The organism is Pseudomonas sp. BIOMIG1BAC, assembly GCF_001705995.2.
GTDB classification, from domain to species: Bacteria; Pseudomonadota; Gammaproteobacteria; order Pseudomonadales; family Pseudomonadaceae; genus Aquipseudomonas; species Aquipseudomonas sessilinigenes.
The window spans coordinates 2843615-2863409 of record NZ_CP049045.1 but is presented as its reverse complement, the minus strand read 5'-3'; the positions used below and the strand labels follow the sequence as shown (position 1 = coordinate 2863409).

Below are 19795 nucleotides of genomic sequence, written 5' to 3'. Positions count from 1 at the left end.
TCTCCCATGAGCAAGCAACACTATCGCCTGGGCATCGACGCCGGCGGCACCTTTACCGACTTCATCCTCGCCGACCAACTCGGCAATGTGCAGCTGTTCAAGGCCCCCTCGACCCCGCAGGACGGCACCCTGGCCATCCGCAACGGCCTGGCGCAAATGGCCGACGCCCTCGGGCGCAGCCCGGCACAGATCATCGGCGACTGCGACCTGTGCATCAACGGCACCACCGTGGCCCTCAACGCCCTGATCGAAAAGACCGGGGTCAAGGTCGGCCTACTGTGCACCGACGGCCACGAAGACAGCCTGGAGATCCGCCTGGGGCACAAGGAAGACGGCCACCGCTACGACGCCAGCTACCCCCAGGCGCACATGCTGGTGCCACGCCATCTGCGCCGGCCCATCGGCGGGCGCATGCGCAGCGACGGCCAGGAGCACGCCCCCCTGGACGAGGCGGCGATCCTGCGGGCCATCGAGTACTTTCGCGAGCAGGAGGTCCAGGCGGTGGCCATCTCCTTTGTCTGGTCGGTCCGCAACCCGGCCCACGAGCAGCGCGCCGCACAACTGGTACGCGCAGCCCTGCCCGGGGTCTTCGTCTGTACCGGCAATGAAGTGTTCCCGCAGATCCGCGAATACACCCGCACCTCCAGCACCGTGGTCAACGCCTACCTGAGCCCGGTGATGCAACGCTACGTGGAACGCATCGACAACCTGTTCGAAGAACTGGGGGCCCAGCAACCGACCCGCTACTTCCAGTCCAACGGCGGCCTGGCCCCCGGCGCGATCATGAGCACCCGGGCGGTCAATGCGATCAATTCCGGCCCGGCCTCGGCACCCCAGGCCGGGCTGTGCGTGGCCCGGCCGTTCGGCATCGACAACGTGATCACCGTGGACATGGGCGGCACCTCCTTCGACATCACCCTGAGCCAGGGCGGGCGCACCAACTTCAGCAAGGACAGCGACTTTTTGCGCTATCGCATCGGCGTGCCGATGATCCAGGTGGAGACCCTGGGTGCCGGCGGCGGCTCCATCGCCCACCTGGACCCCTTCGGCATGCTCCAGGTCGGCCCGCGCAGCGCCGGGGCCAACCCCGGGCCGGTGTGCTACGGCAAGGGCGGCAGCGAGCCGACGGTGACCGATGCCAACCTGGCGCTGGGCTACCTGGCAGACGGCGCCTTGCTCGGCGGCAGCATCCGCCTGTCACGCCAGGCGGCGCTGGAGGCCATCGGCAGCCGGATCGCCGAGCCCCTGGGCATCAGCCTCGAGCGCGCGGCACTGGGAATCATCACCCTGGTCAACCTGAACATGGTCAGCGGCATCCGCCGGGTCTCGGTGGAACGCGGCTACGACCCACGCCAGTTTGCCCTGATCGGCGCCGGCGGCGCGGCGGGCATGCACGTGATCCGCCTGGCCGAGGAAATCGGCAGCCAGGTGGTGCTGATTCCCAAGGTGGCCTCAGGGCTATGTGCCTTCGGACAGATCCTCTCGGACATCCGCTACGACCAGTTGACCACCCTGCCCATGCGCCTGGACGACCAGCACGTGGACCTGGCGCTACTCAACCGGACCCTGGCCCGGCTGCGCGAACAGGGCCTGGAGAACCTGCGCCAGGACGGCTTCAGCACCGGCAACCGGATCGACACCCAGTACCACCTGGAAATCCGCTACCTGGGGCAGATCCACGAATGCAGCGTTGAGCTGGCCAGCAGCGAGCTGGACCCGGCCGGCCTCGCGGCCCTGCGCGAGGCCTTCCACAGGCGGCACGAGGCGCTGTTCTCCTACAGCGAGCCGCAGAGCCCGATCGAACTGGTCAACCTTGAATGCTCGGTGATCGCCCGGCTGCAACACCCACCGATGCCAGAACTGCCGATCCCCGAGCGACAGGTGCCGGCAACGCCCCGAGAACAGCGCTCGATGCTGTTCGACGAGGCTGGCGGCTGGCAACCGACACCGGTCTACCAGGGCGAGCAGTTGCAGGCCGGACAGACCCTCAAGGGTCCCTGCGTGATCGAGGAAGCCACCACCAACATCGTGGTGCCGCCGGGCTGGCAGGCGACGCTCGCGCCCTCGGCCTGCTACCGACTGACGCCTGCCGATTGACCGACCCGCGCTTTTACCCAAATATCACCGGCACCGTGGCTGACCACCCGGTGCTGTCCTGACTAAAAACACAAAAAAGCAGGAGTGATGATGGTTCAGCAACTTTCCACCCGTTACTGGCCCGAACACCAATGCCAGCCCCGCTGGGCCGAAGCCATTGGCAACGCCTACTTTCCCCTGTCCCTTGAATTCAGCAGCGACGGCCCCTTCCAGGGCAACCTGCAGATCTGGGAAACCCCCAGCAGCGCCGTCGCCCTGTCGCGCCTGCGCTCCAGCCGCCTGGGCTATTCCCGAAGCAAGGCGCAGGTCAGCAACGACACCCAGGCCTGCTACCTGGTGACCATTCCCCGGCGCCACGAAGTGCTGTTCGAACAGGACGGCCGCGAACTGCACTGCCGCCCCGGCAGCTTCATCTTCGAACGGGGCGATGCGCCCTACCGCTTCGGCTACGCCAGCGACAACGACCTGTGGGTGTTCAAGCTGCCGGAACAGGCCCTGCACGGCCAGTTGCGCGGCGCCGAGCGCTACACCCGTTTCTGTTTCGATGCCCGGCGCGGCCTGGGGCGGATCTTCGCCGACCAGTTGGCCATGTGCGCCGCGCGCTTCGACGAATGCGCCCCGGCGGCGCGGCATATGCTGCTGGAACAGGCCCTGGCGACCCTGTTGCTGACCCTGCGCCAGGACGAACGGGTGCTCAGCAGCGAAAGCTCCAGCCTGGCTGCCCTGCACCTGCAACGCATCGAAAGCTACGTGGACCAGCACCTGGGCTCGGCAGAGCTCAACCCCAGGCAGATCGCCAGCGCCTGCGGCATTTCCCTGCGCTACCTGCACAAGCTGTTTGCCGACAGCCCCTTCAGCCTGGGCGAATGGATCCGCCAGCAGCGCCTTTACGCGGTGCACCGCCAACTGCGCGACGCCCATTGCCGCCTGTCGATCGGCGAGCTGGCCGCGCGCTGGGGGTTTGCCGACCAGGCCCAGTTCGCCCGGCACTTTCGCCAGCAGTTCGGGTGCACCGCCAGCGAAGCGCGCGCCGCCCAGAGCACCGCCGCACCCCGCCACTGAACGCCGCCCCACACACAGAGGCGCCGGGGAATTTGCCACGGCGCCGGGCATGAACACGCATTTGCCAGTAAACTCCCTGCCCTTTCGCCGCGATCATTTGCCGTGCGGCCAAGCCTTTTGCATGCGGAGCCTGCCTTGCGTCTGTTTCACACCTCCGACTGGCACCTGGGCCAGAACCTCCATGGCCAGGAGCGCGACTTCGAACACGCCTGCTTCCTCGAGTGGCTGCTGCGCCAGCTCAAGCACGAGCAGCCCGACGCGCTGCTGATCGCCGGCGATATCTTCGACACCGTCAACCCACCGGTCAAAGCCCAGGAACGGCTCTACGACTTCATCGTCAGCGCCCACGAGCAGCAACCGGGCCTGAGCATCGTGATGATCGCCGGCAACCACGATTCCGGTTCGCGTATCGAACTGCCTGCGCCATTGATGCGGCGCCTGCACGCCCATGCCCTGGGTCGGGTGCTGTGGCTCGATGACGGCCAACTGGATACCGAGCGCCTGCTGCTGCCCCTGCCCGATGCCAGCGGCAAGGTCGCGGCCTGGTGCCTGGCCTTGCCCTTCCTGCGACCGGCGGAAGTCACCGGCCGACACCTGGGCGAGGACTACCTCCAGGGCATCGCCCAGGTCCATGAGTGGTTGATTGCCGCCGCCGAGGAACGCCGCCAACCGGGCCAGGCCCTGATTGCCGTAAGCCACGCGCACATGGCCGGCGGCTCAGTCTCCGAGGACTCCGAACGCAGCCTGGTGATCGGCAACGCCGAGGCCCTGCCCGCCAGCCTGTTCGGCCCGCAGATCAGCTACGTGGCCCTGGGGCACCTGCACAAGCCACAGAAGGTCAACGGCGAGGAACGCATCCGCTACAGCGGCTCGCCGATCCCGCTGTCGTTCTCCGAGATCGACTACAAGCACCAGGTCCTGGACATCCGCCTGGACGGCGAGCGGTTGCTCAGCGTCGAGCCGCGGCTGATCCCGCGGGCGGTCAACCTGCAACGTGTCGGTCCCGCTCCCCTGGGCGAAGTCCTGAGCCAACTCGGCACGCTGCCGGACATCGACCTGCTGGCCGAAGAACAACGCCAGCCCTGGCTGGAAGTGCGGGTACGCCTGGACGAACCGCAACCGGACTTGCGCCAGCAACTGGAAAGCGCCCTGCAAGGCAAGGCCGTGCGCCTGGTGAGGATCGCGGCCGAATACGCCGGCCAGGGTGCGCACGACACCCAAGACAGTGGCGGCCAGCTGATCGAACTGGATCAACTGAGCCCCGAAGAACTGTTCCGCCGGGCCTGGCGCGACGCCTACGCCAATGAAGCGGATGAACAGACCCTCAAGGATTTCGCCCTGCTGTTGCAGGACGTCCAGCACGAAGGTGAGCAGCCATGAAGATCCTGGCCATCCGCCTGAAGAACCTGGCCTCCCTGGCCGGCCCGTTCGAGATCGACTTCACCGCCGAACCCCTGGCCAGCGCCGGCTTGTTCGCCATCACCGGCCCCACCGGTGCCGGCAAGAGCACCCTACTCGATGCCCTGTGCCTGGCGTTGTTCGGCGCCGTGCCACGGCTGAACAATATCGGCCGGGAAACCAAGGTCCCGGAAGTCGACAGCGAAATTCTCACCAGCGATCCCCGCACCTTGTTGCGCCGGGGCACCGGCAGCGGTTTTGCCGAGGTGGACTTCGTCGGCATCGACGGCCGCCGCTACCGCGCCCGCTGGGAAACCAACCGCGCCCGAGACAAGGCCAACGGCAAGCTGCAGGGCAGCCGCCAGAGCCTCACCGACCTGGACGATGCGCAACTGCTGAGCAACCAGAGCAAGGCCGAATACAAGCAGTTGATCGAAGCACGCCTGGGGCTCAACTTCGAACAGTTCACCCGCGCGGTGATGCTGGCCCAGAGCGAGTTCAGCGCCTTCCTCAAGGCCGACGACAAAGAGCGCAGCGAGCTGTTGGAAAAGCTCACCAATACGGCGATCTACAGCCAGTTGGGCAAGCGCGCCTTCAGCAAGGCCAAGGAAGCCGACGAAGCGCACAAGGCCCTCACCACCCAGGCCAGCGGCGTTGCCCCGCTGCCAGACGAAGAACGTGCCGAACTGGACCAGCAGCTGGGCGCCGCCCGTGACCAGCTCAAGGGCCGGCAACTGCAACTCAAGCAGCTGGAGGCCCAGCACGGCTGGCTCAAGGAATTGCGCCAGTGGCAGGAGGCCCGGCACAGCGCCGCCGAACAGTTGCAGGAAGCCGAGGCAGAGGCAAAGGTCCTGGCCCCCGAGCGCCTGCGCCTGGAGCGCCTGGAACAACTGGCGCCCCAACGCCATCAGTTCCTGCGCCAGGTCGAACTGAGCGCAACCCTCGAGCCCCTGCGGCAACAGATCGAGCAACAGCAGGCACGACACACGCAGTTGCAACAACAGCAGGCAACGCACCAGCAACAGGTCCAGGACAGTACCGCCAGCCTGGCCCAGGCCCAGGAACAGTCCAACGACAAGGCCCCATTGCTGCGCGAAGCCTTTGCCGAACAAGGCAACCTGCAACGCCTGGAGCAAGAGCTGGCCCAGGCCACCCAGGCCCAGGAGCGCGCCGAGCAGGCCAACACCCAGGGCCAGCAGGACATCCAGCACTTGCAGGAGCAGCAACGCCTGGTGGCCGAGCGCCTGGAACGGATCGCCGGGCAACTGCAGCACAGCGCCGCCCTTGCGCCTCTGAGCGAGGCCTGGGATGCCCATCGCGGGCGCCTGCAGCAACTGGTGCAGATCGGCAATCGCCTGAACCAGGGCCAGGCGGAACTGCCGGGCCTTGAGCAGCGTGCCGAAACCGCCGCTCGCCAGTTGAGCGAGCAACGCTCACAGCTGGAGCTGCTGTACCGCGAGGCCGGCGCCGAGCCCCAGGCCGTGGCGGAGCAGATCCAATTGCTGGGCACCCTGCTCCAGGACAACCGCAAGCAGCAACGTTCGTTCGAGGACCTGGCCCGGCTCTGGGCCCAGCAGCAAGAGCTGGAGCAGCGCACCCAGGCCCTGCAGGACAAGCAACAAACGGCGGCCATCGAGCGCGATGCGTTGACCAAGGCCGGTATCCAGGCCAAGGCCGACCTGGCGGTAGCCGAGCAGACCCTGAGCGTGACCCAGGCCCTGCTGGAGCGCCAGCGCCTGGCCCGCAGCGCCAGCGTGGAAGAGTTGCGCGCGCAATTGCAGGACGATCAGCCGTGCCCGGTGTGCGGCAGCGTCGAGCATCCGTATCACCAACCCGAGGCCCTGTTGCAAAGCCTTGGGCGCCATGACGAAAACGAAGAAGCCGCCGCCCGGAAAGTCGTGGATGGGCTCAAGGAGCAACTGGCCGAACTGCGCGCCCAGGTCCAGGGCCTGATCGCCCAGCAGAAAGACTTGCTACAGCAACAGGAACAACTGGCCACCCAACAAGAGGCCCTGGCTCCGAGCCTGCAAGCCCACCCCTTGGGCGCCCAGTTGCTGGACCAGGACCCGCCCCAGCGCGATGCCTGGTTGCAACGGCAGTTGGAGCAGTTGCAACAGAGCATCACCCAGGACGAGCAGCGCCAGGACGCCCTGCTGACCCTGCAAAAGGATGCCGCGCGCCTGCAAGGCCAGTTGCAGGCCGCCGTCGATGCCAGCCAGCAGGCCGCCCAGCAACTGGAGAAGCAGCGCGAGCAGCTGGACGCCGATCGCCAGCGCCTGGACGAAGAGCTTGGCGGCTTCAGCCAATGGCTGCCCAGCGAGCAGCTCGACGGCCTGCGCCGCGACCCGGCGGCGAGCTTCATGCAACTGGACCAGCAAGTGCTGCAACGCATCGAGCAACTGCGCGAACAGCAGGATGAAACCCAAGAACAACAGCAGCGCCAGCTGGCCCTGGACAAGGAGCAGGACCGCCAGCAGACCCGCCAGCAGCAACTGCACGACGCCCGGCAGCAGGCCGAGGCCCTGCACCAGCAGCAACAGGCGCGCCAGCAGCGGTTGGCCGAATTGCTGGGAGCCCACGACAGTGCCGAGCACTGGCAACAACAACTGGAACAAAGTGTCGAGCAGGCCCGCTCGGCCCAGGCCACGGCCCAGCAGCAGGCGCAGGAACTGCAGCAGCAACTGATCCAGCTGGCCGCCGAGCTCAAGGCCGGCCAAGAGCGCTGCCAGGCCCTGGAAGCCGAGCAACAGCAACTGGCCGCCAGCATCGAGCAGTGGCGCGCCCAGCACCCGCAACTCGACGATGCCGGTTTGCAAGCGCTGCTGGAACTGGACGACAGCCAGGTCCGCCAACTGCGCGAGCGCCTGCAGGCCAACGACAAGGCCATCGAACAGGCCCGGGTACTGCTCGAGGAACGCCAGCAGCGCCTGGAACAGCACCAGGCCCAGCACAACGGCAACCTGGAAGCCGAGGAACTGGCCCAGGCCCTGGAAACCACCCAGCAACAGGCATTGGCCGACGAACAGCAAGTGGCCGAACTGCGTGCCCGGCAGAGCGAAGACCAACGTCGCCAGGAGGCCAACCAGGCCCTGGCCCAGGGCATCGCCCAGGCATACGAGCAATGGCAGCGCTGGGCCCGGCTCAGCGCCCTGATCGGCTCGGCCGAAGGCGACAAGTTCCGCAAGATCGCCCAGGCCTACAACCTCGACCTGCTGGTGCACCACGCCAACGCGCAACTGCGCCAGTTGGTGCGGCGTTATCGCCTCAAGCGCGGCGGCAGCATGCTCGGCCTGCTGGTGCTGGACACCGAGATGGGCGACGAACTGCGTTCGGTGCATTCGCTGTCCGGTGGCGAGACCTTCCTGGTGTCCCTGGCGCTAGCCCTGGGGTTGGCGTCCATGGCCTCGAGTACCTTGAAGATCGAGTCGCTGTTCATCGACGAAGGCTTCGGCAGCCTCGACCCCGAGTCGCTGCAGCTGGCCATGGACGCCCTCGACGGTCTCCAGGCCCAGGGCCGCAAGGTGGCGGTGATTTCCCATGTACAGGAAATGCACGAGCGGATCCCGGTACAGATCCAGGTCAGCCGCCAGGGCAACGGCCTGAGCACCCTGGAGGTGAAATGAACGACGCCCAGGCCACCCTCTACTCGTTCCGCCGCTGCCCCTATGCCATGCGTGCCCGGCTGGCCCTGCTCTATGCCGGGGTGAGACCACGAATGGTCGAGGTCAGCCTCAAGGCCAAGCCACCCGAAATGCTGGCGCTGTCGCCCAAGGGCACGGTGCCGGTGCTCAGCGTCGGCGAGCGGGTGATCGATGAAAGCCTGCAGATCATGCTCTGGGCCCTGGAGCAGAATGACCCCGGGGACTGGCGCCTGCTGGGCGAGCCCCAGGCCCGGGTGCAGATGGCGGGGCTGATCGAGGAGAACGACCAGGTGTTCAAGGTCCACCTCAATCGCTACAAGTACGCCGAGCGTTACCCCGAGGCACCGATGGAGCATTACCGGGCCCAGGGCGAGCTGTTCCTGGCGCGCCTGGAGCGGCTACTGAGCCAGCAGCGCTATCTGCTGGGCGGCCATCCAAGCCTGGCGGACGCGGCCCTGCTGCCCTTCGTCCGCCAGTTCGCCCACGTGGATCGCGACTGGTTCGCCCAGGCGTCCTACCCGGCGCTGCAAGCCTGGTTGCAGGGCTGGCTGGAGTCCGAGCTGTTCAGCGCGATCATGGCCAAGCCCGCCTGACACCAAATTGCGCTTGCCTGGCCGAACGCCGAGGGTCCTGCGCGGCTGCCGCCAGGCGAAATCGGCAAAACTGCCGTGCTAAGGTTCAGCACCTGTCCTGCAACGGCGAGCCGCCATGTCCATCGTGATCCGTACCCATCCCCGCCTGACCTTCGGTGTCCTGGCCGGCTGCATCGCCGGCTTGCTGGTGCCGGCCCAGACCCTCACCGGCAAGATCCTCATCGGCTGGAACGTGGCGGTCTGGACCTACCTGGCGTTGATGTTCTGGCTCACGGTCCGGGCCCGGGCCGACCAGGTCAAGCGCATCGCCGAGGCCGAGGACGAAAACGCCGGGCTGGTTCTGCTGATCGTCTGCGTCGCCGCCATCGCCAGCCTGGTGGCCATCACCCTGGAACTGGTGGGCAGCAAGGACCTGGACACCACCCGACGCCTGCTGCACTACGGTTTCACCGGCCTGACGGTGATCGGCTCCTGGCTGCTGGTGGGGGTGATCTTCAGCGTCCACTACGCCCGCCTCTACTACACCTGGGACGGCCCGGAGCCGGCCCTGCGCTTCGCCGAGAACCTGAAGGACCCCGACTACTGGGACTTCCTGTACTTCTCCTTCACCATTGGCGTGGCCGTGCAGACCTCGGACGTCGGCGTGGCCACCCGCGAACTGCGCAGGATCGTCCTCGCCCAGTCGCTGATCGGCTTTTTGTTCAACACCGCGATCCTGGGCTTTTCCATCAATATCGCCGCCGGACTGTTCAGCTGAACTGCACGAAACTTCTAGACGCCCGTCCAGCCCGGTCGTTGAATGCCCAGGTGAAATCCACCGGCAGCCCAGCATGAGTACGCACAACTGGATCGACCTGGCCCAGGACGCCGACACCGGCATCGAGACCCTGCGCGCCCATTTCACTGGCCACGCCTACGACCCGCACTGGCACGACAGCTACCTGGTGGGGGTCACCGAGCAAGGTGTACAGCAGTTCAACTGCCGTCGCACCCGGCACCAGAGCACACCCGGCAAGGTGTTTCTGCTCGAACCCGGGGAAATCCACGACGGCGAGGCGCCCACCGCCGGTGGCTTCACCTACCGCATGCTGTACCTGGACCCGCAATGGCTGACGCGCGAACTGGGGGCGCTGTTCGCCGAAGCGCCGATCGATAGCCAACTGGGGTTCGACAGCACCCTGGCCTGCGATCCACGGCTGGCCCAGGCCACCAGCGCGGCATTTCACAGCCTGCACCACGGCGAATTGCGCATCGTGCGCCAGAGCGCCATGGATCGCCTGCTCGAGCAATTGACCGGGCACCTGCAGTGGCGCCAGCGCTATGGCCACGACCCGCGCCTGCCCCGGGTGGCGCAACGGGCTCGCGACTACCTGCACGCCCACCTCTACCAGGACCTGAGCCTGGAAGCCCTGAGCAGCGCCTGCGGCGTCGACCGTTTCCGCCTGAGCCGGGCCTTCAAGGCCGCCTTCGGCCTGCCGCCCCACGCCTATCCGGTGCAATTGCGCCTGAGCCACGCCCGACGCTTGCTGGCCGGCGGTGCGGCACCGGCCGAGGTGGCCAGCGCCCTGGGCTTTGCCGACCAGAGCCATCTCGGGCGCTGGTTCATGCGGGCTTACGGCCTGAGCCCGGCGCTGTACCGCAAGCGCTGCACAAAGCTTCCAGACGCCTGAGGCGCGGGCCGCGAAGATCAGCTCTTCGATCTTCACTGGAGCGCCCCATCATGTTGCCCGCCCTGCCCAGCCTGCTGCCCTTCGTCATGTTCGCCATCGTCGCCTCCATCACCCCGGGGCCGACCAATCTCCTGGTGCTGAGCAACAGTGCCCGTTATGGCCTGCGGGCCGCACTGCCGATCATTTTCGGCGCTGGCGGCGCCGCGGCTGGCATGGTCTGGCTGGTGGGCGGCGGGCTGGGGGACAAGCTGGCCCACCTGCCCGAGGTGCAACTGGCCATGCAAGTGGTCGGCCTGCTGTGGCTCAGCGGCCTGGCCTGGCAGATCTGGCGCGCCCCGACCCACACCGCACACACCGCCGCGCAACGACGCTTGGGGTTCCTCGGCGCGGCGGCCCTGCAACTGGTGAACCCCAAGACCTGGCTGATGGCGTTGGCGGTGGTCAGCGTGTTCGCCGGGCCTGCGGATGATCGCCAGGGTCGGGTGCTGTGCCTGTCGCTGGTGTTCCTGCTCGTCGCCCTGCCCTGCCTGGGCGCCTGGGCCCTGCTGGGGGCTGGCTCGGCCCGCTGGCTGGGCTCGCCCCGGGCGATGCAGCGGTTCAACCGGGGCATGGCGCTGCTGTTGCTGGCCGCCACCTGGCTGAGCCTGTGGGCCTGAGAGACCACCGGTCGCCACAGGCCCCAGGCCAATCACCCGGGGCCTGGGCCGGAATGCACCATTGGTCAGCCAGTAGCTGGATGTGCGTTGATTTACCCCCAAACCGCTCTTGACGGCGCAACCGATTCTGCGGTTTCCTGAAACCGGTTTCAGGCCAACCTCACAGATCCTGCGAACCGATAATTCCAAGAACAAGGTCATCGCCCGTGAATCAGTTTTCCGCCGCCCAGCGCAGCCGCGTCACCATGCTCGATGTCGCCCACCGTGCCGGAGTCTCCAAGGCCAGTGTGTCGCGCTTCATCGGCGAAGACCGCGCCCTGCTTTCCGACGCCATCGCCCTGCGCATCGAGCAAGCCATCAGCGAACTGGGCTATCGCCCGAACCAGATGGCCCGCGGCCTGAAGCGCGGGCGCACGCGCCTGATCGGCATGCTGGTGGCCGATATCCGCAACCCGTATTCGATTGCCGTGATGCACGGCGTGGAAACCGCCTGCCGCCTGCACGGCTACAGCCTGGTGGTGTGCAACACCGACCGCGACGACCAGCAGGAAGCCCGGCACCTGGCCAACCTGCGGGCCTACAACATCGAAGGCCTGATCGTGAATACCCTGGGCCACCACCTGGACCAATTGCAGCAATTGCAGGAGGAAATGCCCATGGTGCTGGTGGATCGCAAGCTGGCGCAGTTGCAGGCTGACCTGGTGGGCCTGGACAACCCGGCGGCAGTGCACCTGGCCATCGAGCACCTGGAACAACAGGGCTACCGCGACCTGCTGCTGGTCAGCGAACCCCATGACGGCACCAGCTCGCGCCTGGAGCGCAGCACCAGCTTCCACGCCGAGATCGTCCGGCACCCGGCCCTGCGTGGCCAGGTGCTGGTAACCGGCAGCGGGCTCAACGCCGGCCTGCAAACCTTCCTCGACAGCCCGGGCCCAGGCCCCAAGGCGCTGTTCTGCGCCAACGGCGTGGCTGCCCTGGCAGCCACCAATGCCCTGCGCCAGCTCGACCGGCCGCTGTTCGGCGAGCTGGGCCTGATCGCCCTGGACGACCTGGACTGGTACCCGCTGGTGGGCAACGGTATCACCGCCCTGGCCCAACCCACGGCGGCCATCGGCGCCAGCGCCTTCGAATGCCTGCTCAAGCGCCTGCGCGGCGATAGCGGCCCGGCCCGGGTGCTGGACTTTCCCGCACAACTGATCGTCCGCGGCTCGACCCGCCAGGCCCGAGAGTAAGGCTATGGAAGGCCGTGCGAGCCTGGGCGCATCGCGGGTAGCCGCTGCCGCAGGCTGCGCATGGACGCGCAGCAGCCACAAGGTGCGGCGAGCACAGGGATAGACAGCAATACGGCATTTATTCGAACAAAAATGAAACCGGTTTCAGAGGTAGGTAACATGAACAGATCACCCGTTTCCATCAGCCTGTCCAGCTACGGCGCGGACCTGGTGCGCCAGCATGGCCAGGGGTATTTCATCCCCTTGGTGGCCGCCGCCGGGGCGTCGTGCATCGAATGGCGCGAAGAACTGCTGACCGGCGAGCACCCCGCCGAGCTGGCCCGGAGCGCCCGTGAACACGGGCTGGACAGCGTGTATTCCTCGCCCCTGGAACTGTGGCAACCCGGGCGCTGCGAACCGGCCCCGGAACTGTCCGCCACTTTGCAGCGGGCCCGGGAGTTCGGCGCCCGGCAGCTCAAGGTGTCCCTTGGTCACTTCAACGAACACCACGACCTGCGCTGCCTGGCCAGCCTGCTGTTCCGCCAGCCGCTGCAGCTATTGGTAGAGAACGACCAGACCACCCATGGCGGGCGCATCGAGCCGTTCCAGCGTTTCTTCAGCGCCGTGGAAGCCCTCAACCTGCCGCTGCGCATGACCTTCGACATCGGTAACTGGCAGTGGCAGGAGCAATCGGCGGTCAACGCCGCGCGAGTGCTGGGCCGGCATGTCGGCTACGTGCACTGCAAGGCGGTACGCCAGCGGGTGGACGGCAAGTTGGTGGCGATACCGCCCGGCAGCCCGGAACTGCATCAGTGGGAACAACTGCTGCGGCACATGACCCAAGGTATTACCCGGGCCGTGGAATACCCGCTGCAAGGCAACGACCTGGTGCAGGTGACTGCCGGGCAGGTCGAGTTGTTGGCCCGCCTGGGCCAGTCGCGACTGGAGAACGCCAATGCCTGAGATCGATATCCTGTCTTTCGGCGAGACCATGGCCATGTTCGTCGCCGAACACAGCGGCGACCTGGCCCAGGTCGAGCACTTCCACAAACGTATCGCCGGAGCCGACAGCAACGTGGCCATCGGCCTGTCGCGCCTGGGCTTCAAGGTCGCCTGGCTGAGCCGGGTCGGCAACGACTCCCTGGGGCGCTTCGTGCTCGACACCCTCAAGGCCGAGGGCCTGGACTGCCGCTTCGTGCGTTGCGACCCGCTGCACCCCACCGGCTTCCAGCTCAAGTCCCGGGAAGACAACGGCGATGACCCCAAGGTGGAGTATTTCCGCCGTGGCTCAGCGGCCAGCCACTTGGGCATCAGTGACGTCGCGCCGCCGCTGCTGCAGGCCCGGCACCTGCATGCCACGGGCATTCCCGCAGCGTTGTCGGAGTCGGCCCGGGAACTCACCACATACCTGATGCGGACCCAGCGCACCACCGGGCGCAGCGTGTCCTTCGATCCCAACCTGCGCCCCGCACTATGGCCCAGCGAGAGCGTGATGATCCGTGAGATCAACCGCCTGGCGGCCCTGGCCCATTGGGTGCTGCCGGGGCTCGGCGAAGGCCGGCTGCTGACCGGCCACGAGGACCCGGCGGACATCGCCGCCTTCTACCTGGACCAGGGTGCCGAGGCGGTGGTGATCAAGCTCGGTGCCCATGGCGCCTACTACCGCACCCACCAGGATGCCGGCTTCGTCGAGGGCGTACCGGTGCCCCAGGTGGTGGACACCGTGGGTGCCGGCGACGCCTTCGCCGTCGGCCTGGTCAGCGCCCTGCTGGAAAGCTGCGGCATGGCCGAGGCCGTGCAGCGGGCCAACTGGACCGGCAGCCGCGCGGTACAGAGCCGGGGCGACATGGAGGGCCTGCCTTATCGCCATGAGTTGCCCACGGAGCCGCCGTGCCTCAAGGCGGCGCTGTAGCGGCTGGCCAAACGCCCCAAGAACCACCTGTTGCGACAAAAACAACAAGCTCAGGAGAACGCCCATGGATACGCTCAAACTCGCCGCCCGCCGCTGGTGGTACATCATGCCCATCGTCTTCATCACCTACAGCCTGGCCTACCTGGACCGCGCCAACTACGGTTTCGCCGCTGCCTCGGGCATGGCCGCCGACCTGAACATCACCCCGGGCCTGTCGTCGCTGTTGGGCGCCCTGTTTTTCCTCGGTTACTTCTTCTTCCAGGTGCCCGGAGCGATCTATGCGCAAAAGCGCAGCGTGAAGAAGCTGATCTTCGTCAGCCTGATCCTCTGGGGCGGCCTGGCCACGCTCACCGGCATTGTCGCCAACGCCTATACGCTGATCGCCATCCGCTTCATGCTCGGCGTGGTGGAAGCCGCGGTGATGCCAGCGATGCTGGTGTATTTGTGCCATTGGTTCACCCGGGCCGAACGCTCGCGGGCCAATACCTTCCTGATCCTCGGCAACCCGGTGACCATGCTGTGGATGTCGGTGGTCTCGGGTTATCTGGTGGAGCACTTCAGCTGGCGCTGGATGTTCATCATCGAAGGCCTGCCGGCAGTGCTCTGGGCCTTTATCTGGTGGCGCCTGGCCGATGACCGGCCGAGCCAGGCCAAATGGCTGGGCGAGCAGGAAAAACAAGACCTGGAAAACGCCCTGGCCGCCGAGCAGCAAGGCATCAAGGCGGTGAAAAACTACGCCGAGGCGTTCCGCTCGCCCAAGGTGATCCTCCTGGCCCTGCAGTTCTTCTGCTGGAGCATCGGCGTCTACGGATTCGTCCTCTGGTTGCCATCGATCCTCAAGCAAGGCGCGCAGATGGACATGGTCGAGGCCGGTTGGCTCTCGGCCCTGCCCTACCTGGCGGCGGTGATCGCCATGCTCGCGGTGTCCTGGGGCTCGGACCGGACCCAGAAGCGCAAGCGCTTCGTCTGGCCACCGCTGCTGGTGGCCGCCTTCGCCTTCTACGGCTCGTACCTGCTGGGGGCGGAGCACTTCTGGTGGTCCTACGCCCTGCTGGTGCTCGCCGGGGCCTGCATGTACGCGCCCTACGGGCCGTTCTTCGCCATCGTCCCGGAAATCCTGCCGGCCAACGTCGCCGGTGGCGCCATGGCGCTGATCAACAGCATGGGCGCCCTGGGCTCCTTCGGCGGCTCCTACCTGGTGGGCTACCTGAACAGCGCCACCGGTTCGCCGGCCGCCTCCTACCTGCTGATGAGCGGCGCGCTGCTGCTCTCGGTGCTGCTCACCCTGTTGCTCAAGCCCGGCGCCAGCACGCCGCAGGCCAAACCCCTGGCGCTGCGCCGGCGCCTGGCCCATTCCTGAATCGCCACAGAGACTTTCATGAAAAAACATCTGCTGCTGTACAAAAAACTCTCGCCGTCGCTGATGGCACGCCTGCAGGAACAGGTGGCGGTCACCCTGATCGAAAACCTCGACGATACCGGCCTGGAGCGCTTGCGCCAGGCCCTGCCCGAGGCCCATGGCCTACTGGGTGCAAGCCTGCGCCTGGATGCGGCATTGCTGGATCGGGCGCCACGGCTGGAGGCGGTGGCCAGCGTCTCGGTGGGGGTCGACAACTACGATATCGACTACCTGACCCGGCGCGGCATCCTCCTGAGCAACACCCCCGACGTGCTCACCGAGACCACCGCCGACACCGGCTTTGCGTTGATCCTGGCCAGTGCCCGGCGCGTGGTGGAGCTGGCCGGCATGGTTCGCGCCGGGCAGTGGAACCGTAATATCGGCCCGGCGCATTTTGGCAGCGACGTACACGGCAAGACCCTGGGCATCATCGGCATGGGCCGTATCGGCGAGGCCCTGGCCCAGCGTGGGCACTTCGGCTTCGGCATGCCGGTGATCTACCACAGCAACCACCCCAAGCCTGCGGTGGAGCAACGCTTCGGGGCCCGCTATCGCAGCCTCGAGCAACTGCTGCAAGAAGCCGACTTCATCTGCCTGACCCTGCCCCTGACCCCGCAAACCCAAGGCCTGATCGGCGCCCGGGAGTTCGCCCTGATGCGCCCCGAAAGCATCTTCATCAATATTTCCCGGGGCAAGGTAGTGGACGAGGCGGCGCTGATCCACGCGCTGCAGGAGCGGCGCATCCGTGGCGCAGGCCTGGACGTGTTCGAGCGCGAGCCGCTGGACCACCATTCGCCGCTGCTGCAACTGTCCAACGTGGTCGCCACCCCGCACATCGGCTCGGCCACCTTCGAAACCCGCGAGGCCATGGCCCGCTGCGCGGTGGACAACATCCTCGCGGCGCTCGCAGGCCAGCGTCCGCCGAACCTGGTCAACCCGGCGGCCTGGAACCGCCCATGACCCGGTGCCTGGTAGCCGCAGTCGAACCTGCCAAGTGGCGGCCGCTATGCGCCCGTGCGGCAGCGGCTACACCAGTGCGCCATCTTTAAGGCGAGGCTGTGACAAGGCCCTCAGGGCACATTGGCCACGTCACAGCAGCGAGGCGGTGAAACGGGTAATGCGCCGACAGGCCTCGGCCAGGCGTTCACAATCCACCACCAGCGCGATACGGATATGCCCGACCACACTGGGGCCAAAGGCATCGCCGGCCAGCACTGAAACACCCTGGCCCTCCAGCAGGCCTTCGGCATAGGCCTGGGCCCCCAGGCCCGTCTTGCGGATATCGACCATGACGAACATGCCGCCGTCGGGCCGCACCGGATGCAACCCGGGGCACTGCTCCAGCATGGCGCACACCAGGTCCCGGCGTCGGCGATACTCCTCACGCATGCTCACCAGTTCCGGCAAGTCGCTGGACAACGCCACCACCGCGGCATTCTGGATGAAATCCGGCAAGCCATAGAGCATGCACAGGGCCAGGTTACCCAGGTGCCCGGCCAGCACCGTGGGGGCTATGACCCAGCCGATCCGCCAGCCGCTCATGGCATGGGACTTGGACAGGCTGTTGATGGTCGCCGTGCGCTCGCCCATCCGTGGCAGGCTGGCCGGGCTCAGGTGCTGCCCCTCGTACAACAGGTCGCTGTAGACCTCATCGGAAATCAGCCACAGGTCGTGCTTAAGGCACAAGCGCGCCAGGGCCTGCCAATCATCCAGGGACAGGCTGGCACCCGAGGGATTGTTCGGGCTGTTGAGCAGCATCGCGCGGGTGTTCGGGCCGATCCGCGCCGCAACGTCCTGTGGGTCGACGCAAAAGCCCCGCTCGGCCCGCACCGGTACCGGCACCACCGTGGCCCCGCATGCACCAATCACCCCTTCGTAGGTGACGTACATGGGTTCGGCCACCAGCACTTCGTCCCCCGGCCCCAGCAGGCACTGGGCGACCGAGAACACCGCGCATTGCGCTCCTGGCAGCACCACCACATGTTCGGCATCGACCACCTGGCCGCTGCGTTGGTGATGGCAGCGGGCGATGCAGCTGCGCAGCGCCAGGTTGCCGCGTACCTCCGAGTAGTGCGTATCACCGGCCAACAGGCTGTCGATGGCCGCCTGGACCACCGGTCCCGGGGTATCGAAATCCGGGTCGCCAATGGTCAGCAGCAGTACGTCACGCCCTTGATCGCGCAGGACCAGGGCCCGGTAGTGGATATTCCAGGCCGCAGAGCCTTCGCCGGCGATCCGTTGGGTCAGGGCTGAGTAGCGCATGGCTTTCTCCTTGAAAGACGCCTCAGCCCAAACCCTAGGTGCTGTAACCGGACTCGTCGAGCGGCCCGGTGCAGGTCAAACCACGAAACGCGCGACCATGGCGTTGAGGTCCACCGCCAGGCGCGACAGCTCATGGCTGGCAGCGCTGGTCTGCTGGGCCCCGGCCGTCGACTGGGTGGCCAGGTCACGGATGTTCACCAGGTTGCGATCGACTTCCCGTGATACCTGGGCCTGCTCCTCCGAGGCGCTGGCGATCACCAGGTTGCGTTCGTTGATCTGATTGATGGACTCGGCAATCTGTTCCAAGGCCTCACCGGCGGCGCGGGCCAGCTCCAGGGTGCTCTGGCTGCGCTGGTTGCTCTGCTGCATGGACTCCACGGCCTGGCCCGTACCGTTCTGGATCCCGGCCACCATTTTCTCGATTTCCTGGGTCGACTGGGCCGTGCGATGGGCCAGGGCCCGTACCTCATCGGCCACCACGGCAAAACCACGCCCGGCCTCACCGGCCCGGGCGGCTTCGATTGCAGCGTTCAATGCCAGCAGGTTGGTCTGCTCGGCAATCGCGCGGATCACATCCAGCACCTTGCCGATGTCCCGCCCCTGGGTCGCCAGGCCCTCGATCATCACCGAAGTGCTCTGTACGTCATGGGCCATGGTCTGGATCGCATCGACGGTCTGCACCACCCGATCGCGACCGTCACGGGCGGCCTGGGTCGATTGTTGCGAAGCCTCGGAAGTGGACACCGCGTTGCGCGCCACCTCCTCCACCGCGGCCGTCATCTCATTGACCGCCGTGGCGGCCTGCTCGATCTCGGAGTTTTGCTGCTGCACTCCGCGGGAGGCTTCCTCGGTGACCGCACTGAGTTGTTCCGAGGCCGAAGCCAGCTGGGTCGCCGAACCGGCGATCTGCTCGATGGTGCGGCGCAGGCTGGCCTGCATTTCGGCCAATGCCCGCAGCAGCCGCGCCGGTTCGTCCCGGCCATCGATCTCGATGCTCTGGCGCAGGTTGCCACCGGCGATCACTTCGGCGACGTTCAAGGCCTTGTTCAACGGGGTGACGATGCTGCGGGTCAGCAGCAGCGCCAGGACAATGGTCAATGCCGCGGCGATCAGCGCCACCACGACGATCCCGGCGATCGCACTGCTGTAATGCTCGCCGGCGGCCTTGGAGGCGGCAGTGGCATCGGCAGCGTTGATGGCGATCAGCTGGTTCAGTTGCTCGCCCATCTGGTCGGTGCCGTCCTTGATCCGGGTGTTGATCAACTGGCGCATCTCATCGAGCTTGTCCTGGCGCGACAGCTCGAGCATCTCCTTCTGTGCCTGCAGGTAGTTCTCCAGGGTGGTGGAGAAGGTCTTGTACAACGCCGCCTCCTGGGGCCCTGCCGGCAGCGCAGCGTAGCTGGCCTGGGCCTGGCGCACCTTGTCCACCAGCACGCCGATGCGCGTCTGGGCCTCGGCCAGGCCTGCCGGCTCACGGTTGACCAGTACCCGGAACGAGAGGATCCGCAGGCGCAGGACGTTCTCCGTCAGGTTGCCGAGGAAACCGACGCTGGGTAGCTGGTTGCTCTCCATGTCGACCGACGCTTCGCGGATGATCGACATGCGATTGACCGCAAACACCCCCAGCACGACGACCAGCAGGGCGATAAAGGCAAAACCGAGGAAAGCTCGAGGGGCGATATTCAGGTTACGCAGGGTCATAGGGCGACTCTCGAAGGAGAACGGGGTGATGTGCATCCATGCCATTGGACCACCGGTGCATCAGGGGCTGTACCGGCGAGGAACACTGCGGCGCCAACGTCCGTGGGCCTATTGTGGATATCGGCCGGAGTTGCGCTTTCATCTGGCTGATTTGCAAAAAAAATCCTGAAAATGACCCATGATTCAGGACAAC

General features: G+C 66.5%; 14 protein-coding genes and 2 pseudogenes. 13 read left to right on the top strand and 3 right to left on the bottom strand.

Annotated features, from left to right (window positions below):
- Positions 1–6 precede the first annotated feature (6 nt).
- From ATY02_RS13725 to ATY02_RS13665, 13 genes are all read left to right on the top strand, one after another.
- The gene (locus tag ATY02_RS13725) at positions 7–2097 is read left to right on the top strand and encodes a hydantoinase/oxoprolinase family protein (RefSeq protein ID WP_068588263.1); all 2091 of its coding nucleotides are present in this window, start codon (positions 7–9) and stop codon (positions 2095–2097) included.
- A 90-nt stretch (positions 2098–2187) separates the two neighbouring features.
- Entirely contained in the window at positions 2188–3159 is a 972-nt protein-coding gene (locus ATY02_RS13720) for a helix-turn-helix domain-containing protein (protein ID WP_068588260.1), read from the top strand.
- Between the two features lie 135 nt (positions 3160–3294).
- Positions 3295–4539 carry an exonuclease SbcCD subunit D C-terminal domain-containing protein gene (locus ATY02_RS13715; RefSeq protein WP_068595962.1) on the top strand — a complete coding sequence of 415 codons (1245 nt, stop codon included), beginning with the start codon at positions 3295–3297 and terminating at the stop codon, positions 4537–4539.
- Positions 4536–8180 carry an AAA family ATPase gene (locus ATY02_RS13710; RefSeq protein ID WP_068588254.1) on the top strand — a complete coding sequence of 1215 codons (3645 nt, stop codon included), beginning with the start codon at positions 4536–4538 and terminating at the stop codon, positions 8178–8180. Before ATY02_RS13715 ends, ATY02_RS13710 begins: the two co-directional genes overlap by 4 nt.
- A complete protein-coding gene (locus ATY02_RS13705; protein ID WP_068588250.1) occupies positions 8177–8791 on the top strand; it encodes a glutathione S-transferase in 615 nt (204 codons plus the stop codon). Before ATY02_RS13710 ends, ATY02_RS13705 begins: the two co-directional genes overlap by 4 nt.
- A 115-nt stretch (positions 8792–8906) precedes the next feature.
- On the top strand, positions 8907–9548 hold the full coding sequence (locus ATY02_RS13700) for a DUF1345 domain-containing protein (RefSeq protein WP_053129007.1): 642 nt from the start codon (positions 8907–8909) through the stop codon (positions 9546–9548).
- 73 nt (positions 9549–9621) lie between these two features.
- Positions 9622–10461, top strand: coding sequence for an AraC family transcriptional regulator (locus ATY02_RS13695; protein ID WP_068588246.1), 840 nt, complete (start codon positions 9622–9624; stop codon positions 10459–10461).
- A 50-nt stretch (positions 10462–10511) separates the two neighbouring features.
- Positions 10512–11117, top strand: coding sequence for a LysE family translocator (locus ATY02_RS13690; RefSeq protein WP_068588243.1), 606 nt, complete (start codon positions 10512–10514; stop codon positions 11115–11117).
- A gap of 206 nt (positions 11118–11323) precedes the next feature.
- Positions 11324–12349 carry a LacI family DNA-binding transcriptional regulator gene (locus tag ATY02_RS13685; protein ID WP_068588240.1) on the top strand — a complete coding sequence of 342 codons (1026 nt, stop codon included), beginning with the start codon at positions 11324–11326 and terminating at the stop codon, positions 12347–12349.
- Between the two features lie 159 nt (positions 12350–12508).
- Positions 12509–13291, top strand: a complete 783-nt coding sequence (locus ATY02_RS13680) for a sugar phosphate isomerase/epimerase family protein (RefSeq protein WP_068588237.1) — start codon at positions 12509–12511, stop codon at positions 13289–13291.
- Entirely contained in the window at positions 13284–14240 is a 957-nt protein-coding gene (locus ATY02_RS13675; protein ID WP_068588235.1) for a sugar kinase, read from the top strand. The genes ATY02_RS13680 and ATY02_RS13675 overlap by 8 nt, the downstream gene beginning before the upstream one ends.
- Before the next feature lie 64 nt (positions 14241–14304).
- Complete coding sequence (locus tag ATY02_RS13670; RefSeq protein WP_068588231.1) at positions 14305–15600, top strand: MFS transporter; 1296 nt, start codon at positions 14305–14307, stop codon at positions 15598–15600.
- Positions 15601–15618: 18 nt separating this feature from the next.
- Positions 15619–16599 carry a 2-hydroxyacid dehydrogenase gene (locus tag ATY02_RS13665; protein WP_068588229.1) on the top strand — a complete coding sequence of 327 codons (981 nt, stop codon included), beginning with the start codon at positions 15619–15621 and terminating at the stop codon, positions 16597–16599.
- 129 nt (positions 16600–16728) lie between these two features.
- Here ATY02_RS13665 and ATY02_RS13660 read toward each other — a convergent pair whose 3' ends face one another.
- The 3 genes and pseudogenes from ATY02_RS13660 to ATY02_RS36605 form a co-directional block, all read right to left on the bottom strand.
- Complete coding sequence (locus ATY02_RS13660) at positions 16729–17901, bottom strand: pyridoxal phosphate-dependent aminotransferase (RefSeq protein WP_068588227.1); 1173 nt, start codon at positions 17899–17901, stop codon at positions 16729–16731.
- Positions 17902–17976: 75 nt separating this feature from the next.
- Positions 17977–18576 (bottom strand): annotated as a pseudogene (locus ATY02_RS36610) (methyl-accepting chemotaxis protein); the annotation flags it as partial.
- Positions 18577–18882: 306 nt separating this feature from the next.
- Positions 18883–19602: pseudogene (locus ATY02_RS36605) on the bottom strand (MCP four helix bundle domain-containing protein); the annotation flags it as partial.
- Between the last annotated feature and the right edge of the window lie 193 nt (positions 19603–19795).

Coding starts and splice junctions, on each gene's coding strand:
- ATY02_RS13725 (WP_068588263.1), top strand. CDS start 7: ATGAGCAAGCAACACTATCGCCTGGGCATCGACGCCGGCGGCACCTTT.
- ATY02_RS13720 (WP_068588260.1), top strand. CDS start 2,188: ATGGTTCAGCAACTTTCCACCCGTTACTGGCCCGAACACCAATGCCAG.
- ATY02_RS13710 (WP_068588254.1), top strand. CDS start 4,536: ATGAAGATCCTGGCCATCCGCCTGAAGAACCTGGCCTCCCTGGCCGGC.
- ATY02_RS13705 (WP_068588250.1), top strand. CDS start 8,177: ATGAACGACGCCCAGGCCACCCTCTACTCGTTCCGCCGCTGCCCCTAT.
- ATY02_RS13700 (WP_053129007.1), top strand. CDS start 8,907: ATGTCCATCGTGATCCGTACCCATCCCCGCCTGACCTTCGGTGTCCTG.
- ATY02_RS13695 (WP_068588246.1), top strand. CDS start 9,622: ATGAGTACGCACAACTGGATCGACCTGGCCCAGGACGCCGACACCGGC.
- ATY02_RS13690 (WP_068588243.1), top strand. CDS start 10,512: ATGTTGCCCGCCCTGCCCAGCCTGCTGCCCTTCGTCATGTTCGCCATC.
- ATY02_RS13680 (WP_068588237.1), top strand. CDS start 12,509: ATGAACAGATCACCCGTTTCCATCAGCCTGTCCAGCTACGGCGCGGAC.
- ATY02_RS13675 (WP_068588235.1), top strand. CDS start 13,284: ATGCCTGAGATCGATATCCTGTCTTTCGGCGAGACCATGGCCATGTTC.
- ATY02_RS13670 (WP_068588231.1), top strand. CDS start 14,305: ATGGATACGCTCAAACTCGCCGCCCGCCGCTGGTGGTACATCATGCCC.
- ATY02_RS13665 (WP_068588229.1), top strand. CDS start 15,619: ATGAAAAAACATCTGCTGCTGTACAAAAAACTCTCGCCGTCGCTGATG.
- ATY02_RS13660 (WP_068588227.1), bottom strand. CDS start 17,901: ATGCGCTACTCAGCCCTGACCCAACGGATCGCCGGCGAAGGCTCTGCG.